Source organism: Nocardioides gansuensis (assembly GCF_003076135.1).
GTDB classification, from domain to species: Bacteria; Actinomycetota; Actinomycetes; order Propionibacteriales; family Nocardioidaceae; genus Nocardioides; species Nocardioides gansuensis.
Map to the genome: position 1 here is coordinate 322,686 of NZ_QDGZ01000002.1, position 17,444 is coordinate 340,129.

At 71.5% G+C, this 17,444-nt stretch carries 17 protein-coding genes; 13 read left to right on the forward strand and 4 right to left on the reverse strand.

Annotation, left to right across the window (positions count from 1 at the left end; genetic code table 11):
- Nucleotides 1-27 precede the first annotated feature (27 nt).
- The 8 genes from kduI to DDE18_RS05820 all read left to right on the forward strand — a co-directional run bounded on the left by kduI (nt 28) and on the right by DDE18_RS05820 (nt 8,097).
- Nucleotides 28-846 carry a 5-dehydro-4-deoxy-D-glucuronate isomerase gene (gene kduI / locus DDE18_RS05780; protein WP_116571288.1) on the forward strand — a complete coding sequence of 273 codons (819 nt, stop codon included), beginning with the start codon at nt 28-30 and terminating at the stop codon, nt 844-846.
- Complete coding sequence (locus DDE18_RS05785; protein WP_116571289.1) at nt 843-1,610, forward strand: SDR family oxidoreductase; 768 nt, start codon at nt 843-845, stop codon at nt 1,608-1,610. Before kduI ends, DDE18_RS05785 begins: the two co-directional genes overlap by 4 nt.
- Complete coding sequence (locus DDE18_RS05790; RefSeq protein ID WP_165821052.1) at nt 1,607-2,383, forward strand: IclR family transcriptional regulator; 777 nt, start codon at nt 1,607-1,609, stop codon at nt 2,381-2,383. Before DDE18_RS05785 ends, DDE18_RS05790 begins: the two co-directional genes overlap by 4 nt.
- 131 nt (nt 2,384-2,514) lie before the next feature.
- Nucleotides 2,515-5,358 (forward strand): aconitate hydratase, encoded by a 2,844-nt coding sequence (locus tag DDE18_RS05795; RefSeq protein ID WP_116571291.1) that lies wholly within the window; start codon nt 2,515-2,517, stop codon nt 5,356-5,358.
- 13 nt (nt 5,359-5,371) lie between these two features.
- A complete protein-coding gene (locus DDE18_RS05800; protein WP_116571292.1) occupies nt 5,372-5,944 on the forward strand; it encodes a hypothetical protein in 573 nt (190 codons plus the stop codon).
- Nucleotides 5,945-5,956: 12 nt separating this feature from the next.
- Nucleotides 5,957-6,259 (forward strand): thiamine-binding protein, encoded by a 303-nt coding sequence (locus tag DDE18_RS05805; protein WP_116571293.1) that lies wholly within the window; start codon nt 5,957-5,959, stop codon nt 6,257-6,259.
- On the forward strand, nt 6,249-6,653 hold the full coding sequence (locus tag DDE18_RS05810; RefSeq protein WP_116571294.1) for a YjbQ family protein: 405 nt from the start codon (nt 6,249-6,251) through the stop codon (nt 6,651-6,653). The genes DDE18_RS05805 and DDE18_RS05810 overlap by 11 nt, the downstream gene beginning before the upstream one ends.
- Before the next feature lie 79 nt (nt 6,654-6,732).
- Nucleotides 6,733-8,097: a CotH kinase family protein gene (locus tag DDE18_RS05820; protein ID WP_165821053.1), complete on the forward strand. Its 1,365-nt coding sequence runs from the start codon at nt 6,733-6,735 to the stop codon at nt 8,095-8,097.
- Here DDE18_RS05820 and DDE18_RS05825 read toward each other — a convergent pair.
- Entirely contained in the window at nt 8,092-8,868 is a 777-nt protein-coding gene (locus tag DDE18_RS05825; RefSeq protein WP_116571296.1) for a polyphosphate polymerase domain-containing protein, read from the reverse strand. The two genes, DDE18_RS05820 and DDE18_RS05825, sit on opposite strands and share 6 nt — an antisense overlap.
- Complete coding sequence (locus DDE18_RS05830) at nt 8,865-9,494, reverse strand: DUF4956 domain-containing protein (protein WP_116571515.1); 630 nt, start codon at nt 9,492-9,494, stop codon at nt 8,865-8,867. The genes DDE18_RS05825 and DDE18_RS05830 overlap by 4 nt, the downstream gene beginning before the upstream one ends.
- A 396-nt stretch (nt 9,495-9,890) precedes the next feature.
- On the opposite strand from DDE18_RS05830, the gene DDE18_RS05835 reads away from it, so the two are divergent.
- The 5 genes from DDE18_RS05835 (at nt 9,891) to DDE18_RS05855 (ending at nt 15,547) form a co-directional block, all read left to right on the forward strand.
- A complete protein-coding gene (locus tag DDE18_RS05835) occupies nt 9,891-10,262 on the forward strand; it encodes a hypothetical protein (RefSeq protein ID WP_116571297.1) in 372 nt (123 codons plus the stop codon).
- Nucleotides 10,263-10,298: 36 nt separating this feature from the next.
- Entirely contained in the window at nt 10,299-10,772 is a 474-nt protein-coding gene (locus tag DDE18_RS05840; RefSeq protein WP_116571298.1) for an NUDIX domain-containing protein, read from the forward strand.
- Nucleotides 10,773-10,837: 65 nt separating this feature from the next.
- Complete coding sequence (gene dxs / locus DDE18_RS05845) at nt 10,838-12,742, forward strand: 1-deoxy-D-xylulose-5-phosphate synthase (RefSeq protein WP_116571299.1); 1,905 nt, start codon at nt 10,838-10,840, stop codon at nt 12,740-12,742.
- Nucleotides 12,723-13,985 carry a hypothetical protein gene (locus tag DDE18_RS05850; protein WP_116571300.1) on the forward strand — a complete coding sequence of 421 codons (1,263 nt, stop codon included), beginning with the start codon at nt 12,723-12,725 and terminating at the stop codon, nt 13,983-13,985. The genes dxs and DDE18_RS05850 overlap by 20 nt, the downstream gene beginning before the upstream one ends.
- 62 nt (nt 13,986-14,047) lie before the next feature.
- Nucleotides 14,048-15,547 (forward strand): amino acid permease, encoded by a 1,500-nt coding sequence (locus tag DDE18_RS05855; RefSeq protein WP_116571301.1) that lies wholly within the window; start codon nt 14,048-14,050, stop codon nt 15,545-15,547.
- 23 nt (nt 15,548-15,570) lie between these two features.
- Here DDE18_RS05855 and DDE18_RS05860 read toward each other — a convergent pair whose 3' ends face one another.
- Complete coding sequence (locus DDE18_RS05860) at nt 15,571-16,698, reverse strand: hypothetical protein (protein ID WP_116571302.1); 1,128 nt, start codon at nt 16,696-16,698, stop codon at nt 15,571-15,573.
- Complete coding sequence (locus tag DDE18_RS05865) at nt 16,695-17,249, reverse strand: SigE family RNA polymerase sigma factor (protein ID WP_116571303.1); 555 nt, start codon at nt 17,247-17,249, stop codon at nt 16,695-16,697. Before DDE18_RS05865 ends, DDE18_RS05860 begins: the two co-directional genes overlap by 4 nt.
- Nucleotides 17,250-17,444: the final 195 nt, after the last annotated feature.

Sequence of the window (17,444 nt, forward strand, 5' to 3'; positions counted from 1 at the left end):
CCGGTCAAGTTTCAGGAGAGGACAGAGATGACCGACGTGCGCTTCGCCACCCACCCGACCGAGATGGACCGCCTGACGCCCGCAGAGCTGCGTGAGAGGTTCGTCCTCGAGGAGCTCTTCGTGCCGGGGGAGGTGCGCTTCACGCTCACCCACCACGACCGGATCCTGATCGGGGGAGCGCTCCCGGACGGCGGCACGCTCGACGTCCCGGTCCCCGACGAGATCCGCGCCGAGCAGCTGACCGACCGTCGCGAGGTGGGCATCGCCTGTCTGGAGGGCTCGGGCGCCGTGCACGTCGGCGACGAGGTGCACGAGGTCGCGACCGAGGACATCGTCTACGTCGGCAAGGGCTCCGGTCCGCTCAGGGTGTCCGGTGACGCTGTCTTCTACCTGATCAGCGGCCCCGCTCACGAGGCGCTGCCGACGACCGTCGCCCGGCGCGACGAGGTGGAGACCGTGCCGCTGGGCGACCAGGAGCACGCCAACGTGCGGACCATCCGCAAGTACATCCACCAGGACGGCGTGCAGTCATGCACGCTCGCCATGGGCATCACGACCATCGAGCCCGGCAGCGTCTGGAACACGATGCCCTGCCACACCCACGACCGGCGCACCGAGATCTACCTCTACTTCGGTGTCCCGGAGGACCAGCGGGTCATCCACCTCTGTGGCCGGCCCGACAGCACGCGCAGCCTGGTCATGGCGGACAAGCAGGCGGTCATCAGCCCCGCGTGGTCGGTCCACTTCGGCGCCGGCACCGCGTCGTACAGGTTCGTGTGGTCCACGGCGGGGGAGAACCTCACCTACACCGACATGGACCCCGTCGACACCCGGGACCTGCGGTGACCTGGCTCGAGCAGCGCTTCGGCCTCGCGGGGTGCACGGCCCTCGTGACGGGCGCGCGCACCGGCATCGGCCGGGCCTCCGCGCTCGCGCTCGCCGAGGCCGGCGCCGACCTGGTGCTGTGGGGCCGTGACGCCGCCGATCTGGAGGACGTGGCCACCGAGGCCCGCGCGCTGGGTCGCCGGGTGCGCACGGTCGGGGCGGACCTGTCCGACCCGTCCGCGATCGAGGACACAGCCGCGGACGTGCTCACCGAGACCGAGGTGGACGTCCTGGTCAACAACGCCGGCACGATCCGCCGTGCGGACGCTGCGGAGACCACCTTCGAGGACTGGCGGGCGGTGCTCTCCACCAACCTCGACTCGGCGTTCCTGCTGGCGCGGGCGTTCGGAGCGCCGATGGTGGAGCGGGGGAGCGGCGCCATCGTCAACATCGCCTCCCTGCTGTCGTTCCAGGGCGGCATCCGCGTGCCCGCGTACGCCGCGAGCAAGCATGCCGTCGCCGGGCTCACCAAGGCGCTGGCCAACGAGTGGGCCGCGAGCGGCGTGACCGTCAACGCCGTCGCGCCGGGCTACGTGGTCACCGGCAACACCGAGGCGCTGCGTGCCGATCCCGAGCGCGAGCCCGCGATCCGCTCCCGGATCCCGGCCGGGCGCTGGGCCGAGGTCGAGGACATCGTCGGTGCGGTCGTGTTCCTGGCCTCGCCCGCCGCGGCGTACGTCAACGGGCACGTCCTCGTCGTCGACGGCGGATGGCTGGCGCGATGACGGCCGACGCCACGTCCGCGCATCGCCGTGCCTCCGCGGCGGGGAAGCTCACGGCCGTGGTCGAGGTGCTCGCCCACGAGGGCAGCACCAGCCGGATCGCCGAGGCGACCGGGCTGGCCACCTCCACGGTGCACCGGATCCTGCAGGAGCTCGTCGAGCTGGGCTGGGCCAGGGAGGACGGCGAGCACGGCTACCTGCTCGGCCCGAGGCTGCTGGCCCTCACCGGGCACCGCTCCGACGAGGGCACCATCGTGCGCCTGGCCCACCCGGTCCTGCGTGCACTCAACGAGCACACCGGGATCGCCGTGCACTTCGCGCTCCGCAGCGGTGACACGTGCGTCTACGTGGACAAGCTCGACGGCCTGCGGCCCTACCGGATGCGCTCGCGGGTCGGGCTGGCGATCCCCATGCACTGCACGGCGATCGGCAAGTCGGTCCTCGCGCACACGCCGGAGTCGGAGGTGCGCGCCCTGGCGGCCCGCACCGGCTTGCCCGGGATGACGCCGCACACGCTCACCGACCTGGACCGGCTGCTGGCGGAGCTGCGTGCGGTCCGGCGGCGCGAGTTCGCGGTCGACGCGGAGGAGAACGAGCTCGGCATCCGGTGTGTCGGCGCGCCCGTCTTCGACCACCGTGGCCGGCCGATCGGCGGGATCAGCGTGTCCGCTCTCGTCCACGAGATGGGGCCCAGGGACGTGCGCCGCCTGGCGCCGGTCGTGGCCGCGGCCGCAGGGGAGATCACCGCCGCGCTGGGCGGCAGGGTGCTCGACTGACTCCTCGACATCGTGTATCTTGATATCGAGAGAGATGCCACGCCGAACTTAGGCCCGCCTCACTTCCCGCGCCGGGTGCGCGGGCGGCAAGATGGGCCGGGCAACCCGAACCCCCCGAGGAGATGCGACTGATGGCCAGTCAGGACAGCTTCGGTGCGAAGAGCACCCTGGACGTGGACGGCAAGTCCTACGAGATCTTCCGTCTCGACGCAGTCACCGGGGAGGGTCTCGACGTCCAGTCGCTGCCCTTCTCCCTGAAGGTCCTGCTGGAGAACCTGCTCCGCACCGAGGACGGCGCCGACATCACGGCCGACGACATCAAGGCGCTGGCCGGCTGGGACGAGACCGCCGAGCCCGACGAGGAGATCCAGTTCACGCCAGCCCGCGTGATCATGCAGGACTTCACCGGTGTGCCCTGCGTCGTCGACCTGGCCACCATGCGCGAGGCGATGGCCGAGCTCGGTGGCGACCCGGCGAAGATCAACCCGCTCGCGCCGGCCGAGATGGTCATCGACCACTCCGTGATCGCCGACGTCTTCGGCACGCCGGAGTCGTTCGAGCGCAACGTCGAGATCGAATACGAGCGCAACCGCGAGCGCTACCAGTTCCTGCGCTGGGGCCAGGGTGCCTTCGACGACTTCAAGGTCGTCCCGCCCGGCACCGGCATCGTCCACCAGGTCAACATCGAGCACCTGGCCCGCACGGTCTTCACCCGTGAGGTCGACGGCGTCCTGCAGGCCTATCCCGACACCTGCGTCGGCACCGACTCCCACACCACGATGGTCAACGGCATCGGCGTGGTCGGCTGGGGCGTCGGCGGCATCGAGGCCGAGGCCGCGATGCTCGGCCAGCCGGTGTCGATGCTCATCCCGCGCGTGGTGGGCTTCAAGCTGAACGGCGACCTCCCCGAGGGCGCGACGGCCACCGACCTGGTGCTGACCATCACCGAGATGCTGCGCAAGCACGGGGTCGTCGGCAAGTTCGTGGAGTTCTATGGCCCCGGCGTCTCCGCGCTGCCGCTGGCCAATCGCGCCACGATCGGCAACATGAGCCCCGAGTTCGGCTCCACCATCGCGGTCTTCCCGATCGACGAGGAGACCGTGAAGTACCTCGAGCTCACCGGTCGATCCAAGGAACAGCTCGCGCTGGTCGAGGCCTACGCCAAGGAGCAGGGCCTCTGGCACGACCCGTCGGCCGAGCCGCGCTTCTCCGAGACGCTCGAGCTCGACCTGGCCACGGTCGTGCCGTCGCTGGCCGGTCCCAAGCGACCGCAGGACCGCGTGTCGCTCTCCAACGCCAAGGAGTCCTTCCGCGGTGCGCTCGTCGACTACGTCGACGAGGGTCACGTGAACACGGAGAGCGAGGGGTACGACGAGGAGGTCGAGGAGAGCTTCCCGGCCTCGGACGTGCCGTCACACTCCAGCAAGGCGTCGGCGCCGCGGAAGGACTACGTCTCCGCGGCTCCGGCCGACGGCGGCCGGGCGAGCAACCCGGCGGTGGTGGAGACGGCGGACGGCACCAAGTACGAGATCGACCACGGAGCGGTCGCGATCGCCGCGATCACGTCGTGCACCAACACCTCCAACCCGTCGGTGATGATCGGTGCCGCCCTGCTGGCCAAGAAGGCCGTCGAGAAGGGCCTGACCAGGAAGCCGTGGGTCAAGACCACGCTGGCGCCGGGCTCCAAGGTGGTCTCGGACTACTACGAGAAGTCCGGCCTCACGCCCTACCTCGACAAGCTCGGCTTCAACCTCGTCGGCTACGGCTGCACCACCTGCATCGGCAACTCCGGCCCGCTCATCCCCGAGGTGAGCAAGGCCGTCAACGACAACGACCTCGCGGTCGTGTCGGTGCTGTCGGGCAACCGCAACTTCGAGGGCCGGATCAACCCCGACGTCAAGATGAACTACCTCGCCTCCCCGCCGCTGGTGGTCGCCTATGCGCTGGCCGGCTCGATGGACGTCGACCTGTTCAACGACCCGCTGGGTCAGGACACCGACGGCAACGACGTGTTCCTGAAGGACATCTGGCCGACCGCCAAGGAGGTCGAGGACGTCATCGCAACCGCGATCACCTCCGAGATGTTCACCACCGACTACGCCGACGTCTTCGCCGGCGACGCGCAGTGGCAGTCGCTGCCCACCCCCGAGGGCAAGACCTTCGACTGGGACCCGGAGTCGACCTACGTGCGGAAGCCTCCCTACTTCGAGGGCATGCCCGACGAGCCGGCGCCCGTCACCGACATCGAGGGCGCGCGGGTGCTGCTGAAGCTGGGCGACTCGGTCACCACCGACCACATCAGCCCGGCTGGTGCCATCAAGAAGGACTCGCCCGCCGGCCGCTACCTCGCCGAGCACGGCGTGGAGCAGCGCGACTTCAACTCCTACGGCTCGCGCCGCGGCAACCACGAGGTGATGATCCGCGGCACGTTCGCGAACATCCGCCTCCGCAACCAGATCGCGCCCGGCACCGAGGGCGGCTTCACCCGCGACTTCACGGCGGCCGACTCTGCGGCCGACGCGCCCGTGACCTCGGTCTACGACGCGTCCGTCAACTACCAGGCCGCCGGCATCCCGCTGGTCGTCCTGGCGGGCAAGGAGTACGGCTCCGGCTCGTCGCGTGACTGGGCTGCCAAGGGCACCTCGCTGCTGGGCGTGAAGGCGGTCATCGCCGAGTCCTACGAGCGCATCCACCGCTCCAACCTGATCGGCATGGGCGTCATCCCGCTGCAGTTCCCGGAGGGCCAGAACACCGAGTCGCTCGGCCTCACCGGCGAGGAGACCTTCGCCATCACCGGCATCACCGAGCTCAACTCGGGGACGACGCCGAGGACCGTGAAGGTCAAGGCGGACGCCGCTGACGGGCAGAGTGTGGAGTTCGACGCCGTCGTCCGCATCGACACCCCGGGCGAGGCGAACTACTACCGCAACGGCGGCATCATGCAGTACGTCCTGCGGAACCTGCTCAAGGGCTGATGCGGGCCCCTTCATGAGGGAGTTCCTCGACCGCGCGCAGGCGGCCACCGGTGAGGGTGGCCGCCTGCCGCTCGGTGCCATGCCCGGCTGGGAGGTCTTCCCCTGGGAGGCCGAGGGCCTGCGGGCCCGTCCACTGACGGACTACGCCGTGCCGGAGCCGGACCGGTCGGCCGACCCGGGCTCGTGCAAGACCTGCCAGGTCCTCGCCGACCCCGACCGGGTGCTCGGCACGATCGGCGACTTCGTGGTGATCTGGGTGCCCACCAGCCTCGTCTTCACGGCCAACGTCGCGACCCGCGAGCACCTGCGCCTCGAGGACCTCGACCCCGCGTCGTACGCCGGGATGGGCCAGGCCCTCGGTGCGGCCTACTCGGCCGTGCGGGCACTCGACGGCGTGGGCAACGTGCATGTCAACAAGTGGGAGAACGGCAAGGGCCACTGCTCGTTCGTCCTGAACGCGCGCCCCGAGGGCGTGCTGCAGCTGCGCGGCTCCAACCTGCCGGCCTGGGCGGACATGCTGCCGCCGACCCGGCTGGAGGAGCTCCGGGAGCGGGCCGAGCAGGTGCGGGCGGCGCTGGCGGGCTGACAGCATGCTGCCATGATCGTCGCCTTCAGCATCTCGCCCACGTCCGCCGACGAGACCGGGTCGGTGACCGAGGCCGTGGCCGCGGCCGTCCGCGTCGTCCGGGAGTCGCGACTGCCCCACGAGACCAACGCGATGTTCACCAACATCGAGGGGGAGTGGGACGAGGTGATGGCCGTGGTGAAGCGGGCGGTCGACGTCGTCGCCGAGGTCTCGCCGCGGGTCGGCCTGGTGCTCAAGGCCGACATCCGGCCCGGCTACGAGGGCCAGCTCACCGCCAAGGTGGAGCGGATCGAGGAGGCGCTCGGTGGACAGTGACGTGCGCACCTACCGGACAGGGGGGGTCGAGGTCGTCCTCGACCTCACGCGCGACTGCGCGGCGTACGTCGAGGGGAGGGGCGACGGGTTGCTGCACGTCTTCGTGCCCCACGCGACGGCCGGCCTGGCGATCGTGGAGACCGGCGCCGGGTCCGACGACGACCTGCTGGCCGCGCTGGGCGACCTGCTGCCCGCGGACGACCGCTGGCAGCACCGTCACGGGTCGCGAGGCCACGGCCGCTCCCACGTGATGCCGGCGCTGGTGCCGCCGTATGCCAGCGTTCCCGTGCTCGGCGGCCGGCTCGCGCTCGGGACGTGGCAGAGCATCTGCCTCGTCGACCTCAACGTCGACAACGCCGAGCGCGGCGTCCGGTTCTCCTTCATCGCCGGCTGAGCGCGCCGCACCGGACGGGATGAGAGAAGTCTCATCGCGCTCTCATCCCTGCTCCAGCCCGGAGGCCCACGCTGTCCGCATGCAGACTCGTCAGAGCAGTGGTGGCAGCCGACGCGCCCGCCCGGCCGTGGTGGGACTCGTCGCTGCGGCGTGTGTCGCCGCGACCACCGCCCAGGCCGCTCCGGCCACCCCGGCCACCCCGGCCACCCCGGCCGCCCCGGCGGCCTTAGCGAAGTCCGGGCAGATCTCCGCGGAGCAGAGCCCGCGCATCGGTGTCCGACCGCTCCCGCGGATCGAGCTCACCGTGCAGGGCCGGGTGCCGCCGGACGACAAGGTGGCGGGGCGGATGGTCCTGCGCCGGCACGGCCGCGCCGTCTTCCGCGGCCGGATCGGCATCGAGCTGCGGGGAGAGTCGTCCCGGCGCTTCCCGAAGAAGGCCTACGGCGTCGAGCTCCGGGACCGGTCCGGCGACAACCGCGATGCCGGGCTCCTCGGGATGCCCGCGGACGACGACTGGGCGCTCTACCCGTCGTACAACGACAAGACGCTGGTGCGGAACACGCTGGCCTACGCCACCGCCCGCCGCCTGGGACGCTACGCGAGCCGGACCCGGCACGTCGAGCTGTGGCTCAACGGCCGCTACCGCGGGGTGTACGTGCTGATCGAGAAGCTCAAGCTGCACGACGATCGCGTGGACCTCGAGGAGCCGGCGCACCTGCTCGAGTGGATCTCCTGGCAGGAGACGCAGGACGAGGGCGTCGACGTCCGGCTGCCCGGCGCGGATGTCCCCCTGGTCTTCGACGACCCCGAGCGCGGCGACCTGGACCGGGAGGAGCGCCAGGAGGTACGCCGGAGCGTCAAGGCAGCCGACGCGGCGCTGTACGGGCCCGCGTTCACCGACCCGGCCACCGGCTGGCGCGGACACCTCGACGAGGCGGCCGCCGTCGACTACGTGCTGCTGAACGAGCTGTTCAAGAACCAGGACGGCTTCCACAAGAGCGTCTACCTGGCGCGCGGAGCCGCAGGGCGCTGGGTCCTCGGTCCGATCTGGGACTTCGACCTGAGCATGGGCAACTCCCGGTTCGCCCCCGCCAGCCCCGTGGCCGGTTCGACGCTGGCGGACCGCGGCTGGGCCGAGCGGCTCTACGCGGACCCGACCTTCGTGGCGGCCCTGGCTGCCCGCTGGCGGGCGCTCCGCGCCGCCGGCCTGCGCCCGTGGCTGCACGCCGAGGTGAAGCGCAGCACCCGCCAGCTGGTGCGCAGCGGCGCCGCACGCCGGAACTTCCAGCGCTGGCCGGTCCTCGGCAAGGTCGTCTGGCCCAACCCGGCCGAGGCCGCCGACCGCACCACCTACGCCAGCGAGGTGCGCGCGCTCAGGACGTGGCTCGACGCGCGGGTGGCGTGGCTCGACGAGCACGTGCACGAGCTGCGTCCGCGGTCATAGCCGGTCGGCGAAGTGGCGCTGCAGGGTGCGGTGCCAGCGGTTGGCTGGCAGCCCGGGGCGCAGCGCGGCCAGCCCCACGCAGTACTTGCTGATCGCGACGGGGCGCAGGCCGAGCCGCCACAGGATCCGGTCGGCCGGCCCGGCGGACCCCGGCGACTTCGTCTCGACGAGGACGCGGTCGTCGAGCCGGGCCGACTCCCCGGTCGGCTCCGAGAGCACCAGGTCGACGTCGCAGGTCACTCGGGCGCCGACCGCCAGGTCCACGAGGGTGACCCTCGAGTAGGTCGTCACGAGCGTCGGCTCCAGCGCGTCGGCGCCGACCACCAGGGGCACGCGGCTGAGGACGAACTCGGTGGCTGCCCGGTCCAGCCGGTCGCGCCGGTCGGGGTGGTAGGGCATCCGGTCCTTGACGGTCTCGTCGCGGCCGCCGCGGGTCTTCACCTCCAGCACGCACAGGCCTGAGTCGAGGTAGGTGCGGGTCCGCACCTTGAACCTGCGCCGCCTGCCGTGGGCGGCCGCCCGGTAGGACGTGAGGCCGGGCGTGTCGAAGTACACGGACTCGTAGCGGAAGACGCGCAGTCCGGCCATCTCGAGCGCCTGGAAGTCGTCTCGCAGGCCGTCGACGAGGGCTTCCAGCGCCCACGGCGGCACGAGGTACTTGCGCTCGGTGCGGGTCTGGAGGTCAGCCTCCGCGAGGACGGTCGAGAGCCCGACCGGCTGCAGCTCGGCGACGGCAGTCGCCGGGGACGTCCGCGGCCGGCCGTCGGTCATACTCCCGCCATCCTCACCGGAGCCAGCCCAGGGTCTGCGGTCGCCGGCTGTGCGCCGGTCCTCTGCGGGGCGGCCAGGGTGTCATCGGCCAGCCGGTAGCGGACGTCCACGACGGTGAGGTCCCGCACGAGGTCGGTCTCGGTGACCACGAAGCGCTGGACCGTGGCGTGCAGCAGCGCCTCGAGCCGGCCGCGCAGCTCCTGCTCGTCCGTCACGGCCACGTCGAGGGTGATGACCTGCTGCCGACTGCGTGCATGCAACCGGGGATGGTCGGCCGCATAGACCACGAGCACGACCAGGCCGCTCACGGTGGGACCTACCCACCAGGGGTCGGGGCGCAGCCCGGCGACCAGGCCGAGCGCGAGGGATGCGAAGTAGTAGGCGACCTCCTCCTGGGTCAGCGCCGAGGAGCGGAGGCGGATGATCGAGAGCACGCCGAAGAGGCCCAGGCCCAGGCCTGCGGCCACCGGCGCACTCGCGAGGACGAGCGTCACGGCCATCACGCCGACGTTGAGCGAGAAATAGGCCAGCAGCATGTCCCGGCGCCTGTGGCGTCGGAAGTACACCCCGAGCACCATCACCGACACCAGCACGACGTCCGCCAGCAGGATCACGACGAGCTCCATCGCCACCACCTCCGTTTCGTTCGTCCGAGGCTCGCCCGCTCCGGTGAGACGGCTGTGAAGGACCGATGAGAAGGCTCTTACCGCGCCTGCCGGATGAGCACATCGGGGAGCTGTGGGACGACTTGCGCACCAGCGGCTGGCTGGTAAGCGAGCTCGTTGCCGGCGTCGGTGGCGAGGTCGTGGGGCATGTCGGCCTGAGCCACGCCTGGCTGGATCGCCCGAAGCAGCCTTCCAGGTCGCGCTGCTCGACTCGTACCAGCCGTCGATGACGGGCCGGGTGGTCTACCCGGACGTCTGGTGGCGTCACGACGCCGCCGGGCTGCGCGACCCGGACCTCGCCCGGCTGGACGACTACTTTGCTAGAACATGTGTTCGAACCCGGCCTAGACTAGGGGCATGCCCACCTACGTCGCACCGCCCGGCTGGCCCCGCGAGGTGCGTCCGCCCGACGCGCCCGACTGGGAGGCCACAGCGGCCAACTGGCTGCTCGACCTCTGCCCGCCCGACTACCGCCGCTACAGCGGTCTCCGACGCCACGTCGTCGTCCTCGCCCGCTTCGCCGTGCTGCACGTCGAGTCGCAGCAGGCAGCGGTCCGGCGCGGGTTGAGCCAGGCCCGCGCCGACCTGCGCGAGGTGGCGGACGAGGCCGTGGTCGAGGCAGCCGTGCAGACGTTCCAGCTCGAGGACGCGCGCCTCCTCGGCGTACGCCGCGCGGTCGGGCTGGTCGAGGAGGCGCTGCGTGGCCGCCGGTACACCGCGCGGTTGTGAGCCGACGAGGCACCCGGCGTCGGTAGGGTCGCCCGGGTGCCCGATCTCGACGCTCCGTCGCCCAGCCCCGACGGCCACCGCTTCGCCGGCGTCATCCTCGTCGACCCCCGGGGCTGGATCCTGCTCCAGGAGCGCGACGAGCACCCGCGCATCGATCCCGGGAAGTGGGGCCTGGTGGGCGGGCACGTCGACGAGGGTGAGGCGTTCGACGCCGCGGCGCCGCGCGAGCTGGAGGAGGAGACCGGCATCCGCGTCGATCCGGGGGAGATCACGCTGTGGCAGGAGTTCGTGGTCGACCACCGCGAGGCCTACGGCACCTTCGACCGGATGCAGGTCTTCGTGGGCGGCACCGATCTCACCGACGCCGACATCGACTGCCGCGAGGGCCGCCAGATCGTCTTCGTCGACCCCGAGGTCGTGCGCGGCCTCCCGCTGTCGATGGCCGCGGGCCAGATCCTCCCTGCCTTCCTCGAGTCCGACACCTACGCGCACCTCCAGGGGCAGCCATGAGCCCCGCCGTGGCGGTGCACGACCTCCGCAGCTGACGTCCCGGTGACCACATAGACTCGTGCCCCATGGGCCACCTCGACTCGATCTCCTCGCCGGCCGACCTCCGTGAGCTCTCGCCCACAGAGCTCGAGGCGCTGGCCGCCGAGATCCGTGACGTGCTGATCCGGACCGTGGCCACCAACACCGGTCACCTCGGCCCCAACCTCGGCGTCGTCGAGCTCACGCTGGCGCTGCACCGGGTCTTCGACAGCCCCCGCGACAAGATCGTCTTCGACACCGGCCACCAGTCCTACGTGCACAAGCTCGTGACCGGTCGCTACGCCGCGTTCGGCACGCTTCGCCGCGAGGGCGGGGTCAGCGGCTACCCGAGCCAGGCGGAGTCCGAGCACGACCTCGTCGAGAACTCCCACGCCTCCACCGCCCTCTCCTACGCCGACGGCCTCGCCAAGGCGTTCCGGATCCGCGGCGAGGACCGCCATGTGGTCGCCGTGATCGGCGACGGCGCCCTCACCGGCGGCATGGCCTGGGAGGCGCTCAACAACATCGCCATCCAGCACGACAGCAAGCTCGTGATCGTCGTCAACGACAACGGCCGCTCCTACACGCCCACCATCGGCGGCCTGGCCACGGCGCTGACCGCCCTGCGCACCAACCCGCGCTACGAGCACGTCCTCGACATGGTCAAGCGCCGGCTCAACGCGGTGCCGGGCGTCGGCCACGCGGCGTACGACGCGCTGCACGCCGTGAAGAAGGGACTCAAGGACGCGATCGCCCCGCAGGGCCTCTTCGAGGACCTGGGACTCAAGTACGTCGGTCCCGTCGACGGCCACGACCGGGGTGCCCTCGAGCAGGCGCTGGCCAACGCCAAGGGGTTCGGCGGGCCGGTGATCGTGCACGCCATCACCCGCAAGGGCTACGGCTACGACCCAGCCGAACGGCACGAGGCCGACCAGTTCCACTCTGCCGGCCCCTTCGACGTCCAGACGGGCGCCGAGAAGCCCAAGGGCAAGATCTGGACCGACCACTTCTCCGACTCGATCGTCGAGATCGGCGCCCGGCGGCCCGACGTCGTGGCGATCACCGCGGCGATGATGCACCCGGTGGGCCTCGACGAGTTCGCCCGCCGCTTCCCCGAGCGCACCTTCGACGTCGGCATCGCCGAGCAGCACGCCGCGACCTCGGCGGCCGGACTCGCGATGGGCGGACTGCACCCCGTCTTCGCCGTCTACGCCACCTTCCTCAACCGCGCCTTCGACCAAGTGCTCATGGACGTGGCGCTGCACAAGTGCGGCGTGACGTTCGTGCTCGACCGCTCGGGCGTCACCGGCGACGACGGTGCGAGCCACAACGGCATGTGGGACATGTCGATGCTGCAGGTCGTGCCCGGGCTGCGCCTGGCCGCCCCGCGCGACGTCACCCGCCTCCGCGAGCTGCTCGACGAGGCCGTCGAGGTGTCGGACGCGCCGACGGTGGTGCGCTTCCCCAAGGGGTCGCCGCCCGAGGACATCCAGGCGATCGACACGGCGGGCGGCACCGACGTCCTCGTCCGCGAGGGCGAGAAGGACGTCCTGATCGTGGGTGTCGGGGCGATGGCGACCACGGCCGTCGCCGTCGCCCAGCGACTGGTCGACCAGGGCATCGGCGTGACCGTCGTCGACCCGCGGTGGGTCAAGCCCGTCGACCCCGCGCTGGTCGAGCTCGCCCGCAAGCACGGCCTGGTGGTGAGCGTGGAGGACAACGGCCGCGTCGGCGGAGTCGGCGCCACCCTGCTGCAGACGCTCAACGACGCCGGGGTGACCACTCCGTTCCGCCTCCACGGCATCCCGCAGGAGTTCCTCGACCACGCCAAGCGCGACGTGATCCTCACCCGCATCGGACTGGACGCCCAGACCATCGCGCGCGGGATCGTCGAGGACGTGACGGCTCTGGCTGCCGGTCGTTCTCTGGTCGATGCCGACCACACCCCGTGATGCGCACCGCCGCCGCTGGGCGGCGTTGCTGGTCGCCGCCCTCCTGCCACTGACCGGCTGCTTCGCCAGCGACTCGCCGGACGACCCCGGGGTGCCGCAGGAGCAGGCACGGGTCGACGTCGCCGGCGACATGCAGCAGGTCCTGCGGGCCCGTGCCAGGGCCCTGCGCGGGCGGGACCTCGAGCGCTTCCTCGCCACGACGACCCGGGCACGCGGGTTCACGCAGCGCGAGCGCCGCTACTTCACCAACCTCAGCCAGCTCCCGATCGGGCGCCTCTCCTATGACGTCGACCCGGAGACGGTCGTCCGGACCGAGGGCGGCTACCGCGCGGTCGTCGACATGCGGCTGCAGCTGCACGGGTACGACGCCGTCCCCGTCGTACGCCCGCAGCAGTTCCGCTTCGTGGACGACCCGGACGGGGCCGGCCTGGTCGTGGCCTCGGACCGGGACCCCCGCTGGGAGCGCCGCAGCGAGGTGTCACCCCAGCCCTGGGACACCGGGTCGATCGTCGTGCGCAGCGGGGCGGGCGTGCTGGGCATCTTCGACGAGGCCAGCGCGGCTGTCGCGGGCGACGTGATCCGGGCGGTCGAGGCGGGGATTGCCAGCGTCGCGGCCGAGGTGCCCTACGACTGGTCGCGGATGGTGGTCGTCTACGCCCTGTCCGACGCGGCGACCCTGCAGGGTCTGGGGGACGTGCCGGGCGGCGACCCCGACTCCCTGGACGCGATCGCCTTCCCCGTGCTCGCGCACCCGGGCGACGGCGTCGACCAGCTGGCGAGCACGCGCTTCATGCTGCACCCGCGGATGCTGGGCAGCGAGCCGGGCCAGCTCGCCCGGCTGATCCGGCACGAGCTCACCCACGTCGCCCTGGGCGCGCGGGACGACCTCGTGCCCACCTGGCTCAGCGAGGGCATCGCCGAGTGGGTGTCCGTCCAGCCGATCCCGCCCGAGGAGCGCCTCATCAGCGGGGCGGCGCTGGAGGCGGCGGAGCAGGGGCCGGCCGCCCTGCCCAACGACATCGAGTTCAACGGTCCCGACCAGGGCGCCCACTACGGCCTGTCCTGGTGGGCCTGCGAGACAGTGGTCGACATGTACGGCGAGGAGATGCTCTGGCGCCTCCTCGACGAGCTGGCTGCGACGAGCCCGCCCGACCAGTCCGACAAGCTGCAGCAGCTGCTCCAGATGGGCACCGGGCAGCTCGCGCGCGAGGCCGCCAACCGCATCCTCGCGACGTACCGCTGAGAGCCCCGGCACCCGCGCGACCGACTGGCGGGAAACGCCCCGAACCCCCTACGGTGCGGGACATGGACCTCTTCCGGACGAAGTCAGTCGAGCAGTCGATCGCCGAGACGGACGAGCCAGAGCACCGGTTGAAGAAGAACCTCGGGGCCCTCGACCTCACGGTCTTCGGCGTCGGCGTCATCATCGGGGCCGGCATCTTCGTCTACACCGGGCTCGTGGCGGCCACCAACGCCGGACCGGCTATCGCGCTGTCCTTCGCCATCGCCGGCGCTGCGTGCGCCCTGGCGGCCCTGTGCTACGCGGAGTTCGCCTCGACGGTGCCGGTCGCGGGCAGTGCCTACACGTTCAGCTATGCCACGTTCGGTGAGCTGGTCGCGTGGGTCATCGGCTGGGACCTGGTGCTGGAGTTCACGGTCGGCGCGTCCGCGCTGGCTGCCGGGTTCTCGGGCTACCTGCAGAACGTGCTGGCCGGGACACCGCTGGAGGTCCCGGCGTCCCTGGGCTCGGCCTCGGAGGGCATCGTCAACCTCCCGGCTGTGCTCATCTCCCTCATCGTGGCGGGCGTGCTCGTCGGAGGCATCAAGCTCTCGAGCCGGGTCAACCAGGTCGTCGTGGCGATCAAGCTCGCCGTGGTCGGGCTGGTGATCGTGATGGGCATCGGCTACATCAAGGCGGCCAACTACACGCCCTTCATCCCGCCGAGCCAGCCGACGGCGGACGGTGAGGGCTCGTTCTGGAAGACCCCGCTGATCACCAGCATCTTCGGCCTCGAGCCGGCCGTGTTCGGCGTCGCCGGCGTGATCGCCGGCGCCTCGATCGTCTTCTTCGCCTTCATCGGCTTCGACGTGGTGGCGACGACGGCCGAGGAGACCCGCAACCCCCAGCGCAACGTGCCGATCGGCATCCTCGGCTCGCTGGCGATCGTCACCGTCCTCTACATCGCGGTGTCGCTGGTCGTCACCGGCATGCAGAACTACCAGGACATCGACCCGAACGACTCGGCGCCGCTGGCCACCGCCTTCGACTCCGTCGGGGTGGAGTGGATCGGCAACGTGATCGCCGTGGGCGCCACGATCGGCCTCACCGTCGTCGTCCTGATCCTGATGATGGGCCAGACCCGGGTCGCCTTCGCGATGGCCCGCGACGGCCTGCTGCCTATCGGTCTGGCCAAGGTGCACCCGAAGTACGGCACTCCCTACCGGATCACGTTCATCACCGGCATCGGGGTCGCGGTGCTCTCCGGCTTCGTCGACTTCGAGACGCTCGGCGACCTGGTGAGCATCGGCACCCTGTTCGCGTTCGTGCTCGTCTCGGTCGGCGTGCTCATCCTGCGGCGCACCCGCCCCGACCTGCCGCGGGCGTTCCGGACGCCGGCGGTCGGCGTCGTCGCGACCGCCTCCGTGCTGCTGTGCTTCTACCTGATGCTCAACCTGATCGGGGAGACCTGGGTGCGGTTCCTGATCTGGATGGCGATCGGGCTGGTCGTCTACTTCGTCTACGGGCAGCGCAACAGCCGCCTGGCACCGGGACACGACCAGGCCGAGGTCTCGACCCCGGTCTGATCGCGCCCGTCCACCGGCGCGCGTCACTCGTCCATGGACTCGCCGATGGGGATGACGACGCCGTCGTCGATGGTGCCGATCGCCTCGGCGATCACCGTGCACCCGGCGCCGACATCACAGGAGAGCAGGTCGATCGGGGTGGTGTCGTAGGGCTTGTTCATGCCGAGCCCGACGTAGCTGTCCTCGTCGACCCAGCCGTAGAAGACCGAGAACGAGTAACCCTCGGCCATGGCGTCCTGCGAGGTGCCCGTGGTGGCGTCGAAGACGGCCGCCTCGTCGGGGTCGGACTCGCCGAGCAGGTACCTGCCGTCGGGAGAGAGTGCGAAGCCGTTCCACGCGGGCACCACGTTGCCCTCGCCCAGGGCCGGGCCGACGCGGTAGGTGGTCTCACCGGTCTCGGGGTGGTCGATCCCGTGGGCCACGAGCCCGGCCTGCACGTCGTCGACGGTGAAGCCACCGGCCTCGCCGAGCACCCGCTGCTCGTCGGTCGCGGGGTTCCAGGCCACCAGCCCACGGGCGTCGCGGACGTAGACCTCCTGCCTGTCGACCGCGTAGACGAGCGCCGGGTCCGCCTCGTCGCGGAGCCAGCCCATGCCCGGAACGGCCCCGAGGCTGCTGCGCCGGACCTCACCGGAGGACTGGTCCAGGACCGCGTAGACCGGCTGGTCGCCCTCGCGCTCCATCCAGGCGACGAGCGACGCGTCGGTCTCCAGACGGGGGTGCCGGGCGTGGGTACTGCCCACGGCGACGGGCTCGCCGCTGCCCGTGGCCGACCACACCGTGCCGTCGGGGTCGGTGAAGACGACGCCGGTGTCGGTCTGCACCATCGAGAAGACCTCCCGGCCGACGTCGAAGGTCCGGCCGTCCACGTGAACGGTCGAGCCCAGGGCGTAGACGGGGAGGTGGGCCGAGAAGGCAGCAGCGAAGGGCGGGTCGACCGCCCGGTCGTCCCCCGACGGGAGGGCCGACTGGAAGGCCGTCGGGAGGGCCACCGCGGTCAGCACAGCCGCCGCGACGCCGCCGCCGACGACCGCCGTACGACGCCGCATCAGGCGCCGGTCGCCCTCGCGCACGATCGTCGCGACGTCCAGGTCGGGCGCGCCGAGCGTGTCGGCGCGGTCGTGCATGAGGTCGTTGAGCAGCCCGGTCACGGGGTCACCACCTTGAGGTCGGCAGGGAAGAGCTCGGCGGGCAGCAGGTCGCCGTCGACGCCGTGCTCACCCAGCAGGCCGCGCAGGGTGCGGAGCCCGGCGTGCACCTGGCTCTTGACGGTGCCGACGGCGCAGCCCATGGCGTCGGCGGTCTGGGCCTCGGTGAGGTCCTCGTAGAAGCGCAGCACGATCGCGGCGCGCTGGCGGGGCGGCAGCTCCTGGAGGGCAGTCCAGAGCCAGTCGTGCCGGGTCACCTCGTCCTCGTGGCCGGCGCGGCCGGCGTCCGGCACGTGCTCCGTCGGGCGCTCGCCGAGCCACGACTTCCTCCGGAACCAGGTGATCGCCGTCGTGGTGATCGCCTTGCGGGTGTAGGCCTCCGCATTCGCGGGGTCACGCAGCCGTGGCCACGCGACGTATGTCTTGGTGAGCGCCTCCTGCAGCAGGTCCTGCGCCAGCTGGGCGTCGCCCACCATCAGGTACGCCGAGCGGTGCAGGGCTGCCGACCGGGCGGCGACGAACTCGGCGAAGGCCGCCGGATCGCGTCGTGCCATGTGTGCTCCTCGATCGAGGGGGTGTTCTCACCCCACCCGACGATCCCACCCGGCCGGAAGGTTCGGAGCGCCCGCACGCCAGCGGGGAGGGTGTCCAGCCCCGACGGACGCCCTCCCCCTGCCCCAGCGGGACCTACCCCAACCAGGCCCCGACACCACCACGCTAGGCGGCTCGCCGCCCGAGCGGCTCGGCTG

What these genes read in the sequence shown, in the direction of transcription:
- kduI (WP_116571288.1), top strand. Translation starts at nt 28, where the DNA reads ATGACCGACGTGCGCTTCGCCACCCACCCGACCGAGATGGACCGCCTG.
- DDE18_RS05790 (WP_165821052.1), top strand. Translation starts at nt 1,607, where the DNA reads ATGACGGCCGACGCCACGTCCGCGCATCGCCGTGCCTCCGCGGCGGGG.
- DDE18_RS05795 (WP_116571291.1), top strand. Translation starts at nt 2,515, where the DNA reads ATGGCCAGTCAGGACAGCTTCGGTGCGAAGAGCACCCTGGACGTGGAC.
- DDE18_RS05800 (WP_116571292.1), top strand. Translation starts at nt 5,372, where the DNA reads ATGAGGGAGTTCCTCGACCGCGCGCAGGCGGCCACCGGTGAGGGTGGC.
- DDE18_RS05805 (WP_116571293.1), top strand. Translation starts at nt 5,957, where the DNA reads ATGATCGTCGCCTTCAGCATCTCGCCCACGTCCGCCGACGAGACCGGG.
- DDE18_RS05820 (WP_165821053.1), top strand. Translation starts at nt 6,733, where the DNA reads ATGCAGACTCGTCAGAGCAGTGGTGGCAGCCGACGCGCCCGCCCGGCC.
- DDE18_RS05825 (WP_116571296.1), bottom strand. Translation starts at nt 8,868, where the DNA reads ATGACCGACGGCCGGCCGCGGACGTCCCCGGCGACTGCCGTCGCCGAG.
- DDE18_RS05830 (WP_116571515.1), bottom strand. Translation starts at nt 9,494, where the DNA reads ATGGAGCTCGTCGTGATCCTGCTGGCGGACGTCGTGCTGGTGTCGGTG.
- DDE18_RS05835 (WP_116571297.1), top strand. Translation starts at nt 9,891, where the DNA reads ATGCCCACCTACGTCGCACCGCCCGGCTGGCCCCGCGAGGTGCGTCCG.
- dxs (WP_116571299.1), top strand. Translation starts at nt 10,838, where the DNA reads ATGGGCCACCTCGACTCGATCTCCTCGCCGGCCGACCTCCGTGAGCTC.
- DDE18_RS05850 (WP_116571300.1), top strand. Translation starts at nt 12,723, where the DNA reads ATGCCGACCACACCCCGTGATGCGCACCGCCGCCGCTGGGCGGCGTTG.
- DDE18_RS05855 (WP_116571301.1), top strand. Translation starts at nt 14,048, where the DNA reads ATGGACCTCTTCCGGACGAAGTCAGTCGAGCAGTCGATCGCCGAGACG.
- DDE18_RS05865 (WP_116571303.1), bottom strand. Translation starts at nt 17,249, where the DNA reads ATGGCACGACGCGATCCGGCGGCCTTCGCCGAGTTCGTCGCCGCCCGG.